Raw genomic sequence first — 4,111 nt, forward strand, 5'->3', positions numbered from 1 at the left:
TTATCTCCCTCGCTTTGCTCAGTCCAGGGTCTTCGAAAACACGTGCTCCTAACGCTTCGCTTTTACTCGCAAAAGCTATTCTTCGTCACAGCTTTCGCTAATCCCTCCGGAGTCGCCGCTCTCCGCTACAATCAACAGGTTCTCCCAACTATCAAATGAGGTAATGGAAATGATGATGAGGAATCAAATCAAAGAACGGGAACAGATGGAGATGCTTACAATCTAACAGTTAGGTCCGCAAGACCATCTAGTCCGTTAATTAGCGGCAGCAATTGATTTTTCCTTCATGTATCCATTGGTTGGAGATTTATAATCCATATTTGGGAGACCTAGCACAGATCCAGTTGTACTCAATAAAATGTCTCTTGTAAAAGTACTTTAGAAAGTTGCAGTAAATAAATTTTCCAGAAGAACTGAACGTATCTTGAAGAGACGAATGAGTTCGATAAGTTGCGTGATGACTCTGTAGTAAGTATCTTTAAAACATTTGATAAGTAATGGGAATGTTAGCTAATAAACCATTGTTAAAAATGTTACAATAATACTGTTAATTCGAAATAAATTTTTAAATGGTAAACTTCAAGTCATTTGTGTGAATAAGAATGGAACTAAATTGTAACCATAAGGGGGAAAATTACATTGAGCAACCATGAATTATATGTAATTGATAAAAAAGAAGGCGTCGAATTGGAATATGGTAAGTTACTGTCCATGATGGAATATACAAGAGTGACAACTTTAGCTGAAGTGAAAAATCTAACAATTGAACAACTGGATTTCCTCATCAATGATGAAGCAAACTCCATCGGTATGCTTCTGGATCATATGAATTCTGTTGAAAAAGCATATCAAATCGATACATTTGAGAAACGTGAATATACGGACGAAGATATTCAAATACTCAATCCAGGATTGGAACTTGGTGCAACAGCAAGGGAACAAATTAAAGGGAACCCTGCTGAATTCTACTTAGAACAATTGGAGCGTACGAGAGAAAAGACTATTGAGACATTCCGGACATTGCCCGATACATGGTTGTTTGAACAAATGCCTTTTTGGGACGGAGAGCTCACAAACAATTATTTCAAATGGTTTCATGTCATGGAGGATGAATTGAACCACCGTGGCCAAATTAGATTGATTAAGAAAATCATGAGACAATCAGGAAAATAATAGGAAGTCTAAGGGGTTTTAAGAATCGGGACACACTGTTTGTTAAAACTGTTACTTTCCGCTCCCGACGGAACGCTTTCCGAGGGGCGTGGCTTGAGCCTCCTCAGTCGCAAAAACGCTCTCTGCGGGGTCTCAAGGCGCACGCTGATCCCTCCGGAGTCGTCCGTCTTCCGCTCCAAGCAACGGCGAGTACTATAAATAAAGCGCCCATTCATCAAACCAGCCAATTTTTAGTTGAAGAAGTTAGTCCGAAATTAAGTAGTTAAAAAGGGAGCGGCATTCACAAATGGATTGGAATTGGAATGAAACTAGCATAAAACTCCTATATACATCCGAAAACTTAAGAACATTGTTAGGTACTGTTTGTAAGAAAGAAAATGAATTTACACAATATGATTTTGCTATGTGGTGCGATAATTTAACCATGGTATTTGGTGATGATGAATTGAACGAGTATGATTCACTAGCTCTTGGAATCGCAAGAGCAATCGAATGTCAATGGGATTTGTTTTGGGATGAAAAAGAATTAAAAAAAATGGATCAATCAAAATTAGAGTTACCGTTTAGTTGGTTTATTGAATGGTCAAAAGAGTTAAGTGAATAGGAAGTAGTTTTTTCACTCTATTATTGGGTGCAGCTGTTGAATAAGTACTGTACCTCAATCGGGCCAAAATGAGCGGTTATCAAAAGGAGGTTGATTTACTTGAAAAGACCTTTTAGTACATGGTCAATTGTTTTTATGTTTTTGGGATTAGTAGCATTTGCGGCCAATTGGATGACAACTGAAATAATTGAGCCTGTTGTTCTAGTTGGATATATCTTTATAGTACTTGGTATTATCTTTAGCTTTATCGCATTTTTCAAAAGAGAAAAGGGTGTCCTGAAAATAATATCATGTGTATCTTTTTTCATTATTTTACTTTGCCTTGTATTGATTGAACCACTTATGTTTGTCTATATATTAACTTGGTTAAAGAACATCTTTTAACAATCGAGCTAGATTCTAATAAAGAATATTAAACGACTACCTAAGTAATGAGAGGAAAAAGGTGAATTTAAAAGTGGAGTGTAGTGATTTAATAAAAATCTGGCCAATAGCTGAAGAGGATTATGGTTACGTTTTAAAATGGAGTAAGAACGACCAATTTTGTTTAGCAAACGACTGGGAATTAAACAGAAACGAGCAAGAATTATATAAATGGTGGCTGCATTGTGTGAATAATTTACCCGAAGACTTTATTCGTATGGGAATTGAATTGGATAATAAGTTAATTGGATATGCAGACCTGGCCTTTATAGTGGGAAATGCAGCTGAACTAGGAATTTCAGTTGGTGAAAGTAATTTATGGGGACAGGGAATAGGGTTTAAATCCAGTGTGCTTATGATGGATTATGCTTCTTCAAATTTTGGTATCACAATTTTCAATGCTGAAACTTACGAAACGAATATTCGAGCAAAAAAGATGTTGAATAGAATGGGGTTTAAGGAAATTAGTAGAAATGGCTCTGAGGAATATTTAGGTGTTGAAACAAAGTTAATACAGTACGTATTATTATCATAAAGAGATCTCTTTTTATAGAATCAATTTCAGTTATAGGGGGCTTTTCTGTAATACCACTATGTTGCTATAGGGCCATTTTATTGAGCAGTAGGAGGGAATTTAAATCGATAATAAAAAACTGACACAATTTACATTAGTAGATGTTATTGAAAGGAAAATACACTTCACAAAAACAAATACTATATTTAATAAAAAAGACTTTGAAGTTAATAATTCAGGTGAACTGTTGGCTTACAGTGAACTTTTGGCAGACGTCAAGGAAATGAATGAAAATGAGTTTGTAAGTAAGTACCTACGAATAATAAATAGAATTTCTAAGCAATTTGAAGATGAGGAATTTAAAGATGAAAAAGAAATAGAAAAAATGTCTGGATACAATAATGCAATAGTATCTGTCCTAATGTGTATAAACCCGATTTATGAGTACGATCTAGAGGATTAGTTCACGGGAAAGTTTTTATACAACAATCTGGGCCATTCCAAGGAATACTGTTTAGCGGACCGAAGGACAAAATATATACTACAAACTAATAGGGGGATTTCAAATGGAAACATATCAAGCTACGATTGAGGATTTAGAAGGTGTATCAAATTTATTTAATTCATACCGCATGTTTTATGAAAAATCATCAGATTTAGAGGGGGCTAAGAAATACATAAAAGAACGTCTGGAAAAGGAAGAATCCGTAATATTTGTTGTTAAGAATGGTCAAAAGTTTGTGGGATTCACACAACTTTATCCCGTTTTTTCATCAATCTCAATGAAAAAATCATGGATACTGAATGATATGTTTGTTGATCTAGAAGCTCGAAAACTAGGAATAGGACAATTACTTTTACATAAGGCGAAGGATTATGCTGATAAAACAGGTGCAAAAAGTGTTGTTTTGGAGACAGCACCAGATAACTATGCTGCTCAAAAATTATATGAAAAAAATGGATATGTACGAGATACACAATTTTATCATTATGAATTAAGTTTAACTTAATAAATATCTAATGGGGTCTCTCGTTAACGGGCCATATTGTAAATATTAAATTGAGGTGTTATCGATGATATTGGTTAGTTCTTGTTTAGCAGGGTTACAGGTAAGATATAACGGTACACATTGTTTAAATCACAGGATAAGTAAACTAATAGAAGAGGGCCAAGCAATACCGGTATGTCCAGAATTGCTTGGTGGTTTTTTAACCCCCAGAGAACCTGCTGAAATAATAGGTGGTAACGGGGAAGATGTATTAGATGGGAAAGCCAAAGTAGTTGAGAAATCAGGTAAAGACGTTACGGAACTATATATATGTATAGGCTACACTTACTTGGACAATAAAGTTAGGGTCTTGTAGAATACAACCAAAGAGATGAGGAGAATCTACAT

Annotated in this window: 6 protein-coding genes and 1 pseudogene; all 7 read left to right on the forward strand. The window is 35.2% G+C overall.

Translation table 11 applies throughout. The features are described from left to right. The first annotated feature begins 711 nt into the window (after positions 1–711). Positions 712–1,173 (forward strand): DinB family protein, encoded by a 462-nt coding sequence (locus ACR65F_RS18065; RefSeq protein WP_440505350.1) that lies wholly within the window; start codon positions 712–714, stop codon positions 1,171–1,173. 286 nt (positions 1,174–1,459) lie between these two features. Beyond that, positions 1,460–1,777: a hypothetical protein gene (locus ACR65F_RS18070; RefSeq protein WP_440505345.1), complete on the forward strand. Its 318-nt coding sequence runs from the start codon at positions 1,460–1,462 to the stop codon at positions 1,775–1,777. A 99-nt stretch (positions 1,778–1,876) separates the two neighbouring features. Beyond that, entirely contained in the window at positions 1,877–2,161 is a 285-nt protein-coding gene (locus ACR65F_RS18075) for a hypothetical protein (RefSeq protein WP_440505346.1), read from the forward strand. A gap of 61 nt (positions 2,162–2,222) precedes the next feature. Next, positions 2,223–2,735, forward strand: a complete 513-nt coding sequence (locus ACR65F_RS18080; RefSeq protein ID WP_440505347.1) for a GNAT family N-acetyltransferase — start codon at positions 2,223–2,225, stop codon at positions 2,733–2,735. A 226-nt stretch (positions 2,736–2,961) separates the two neighbouring features. Further along, complete coding sequence (locus ACR65F_RS18085) at positions 2,962–3,177, forward strand: hypothetical protein (RefSeq protein WP_440505348.1); 216 nt, start codon at positions 2,962–2,964, stop codon at positions 3,175–3,177. A gap of 103 nt (positions 3,178–3,280) precedes the next feature. Next, complete coding sequence (locus ACR65F_RS18090) at positions 3,281–3,724, forward strand: GNAT family N-acetyltransferase (RefSeq protein ID WP_440505349.1); 444 nt, start codon at positions 3,281–3,283, stop codon at positions 3,722–3,724. Between the two features lie 64 nt (positions 3,725–3,788). Next, positions 3,789–4,055, forward strand: a pseudogene (locus ACR65F_RS18095) (2-thiouracil desulfurase family protein); the annotation flags it as partial. Positions 4,056–4,111: the final 56 nt, after the last annotated feature.

Source organism: Sporosarcina sp. SAFN-010 (assembly GCF_059415065.1).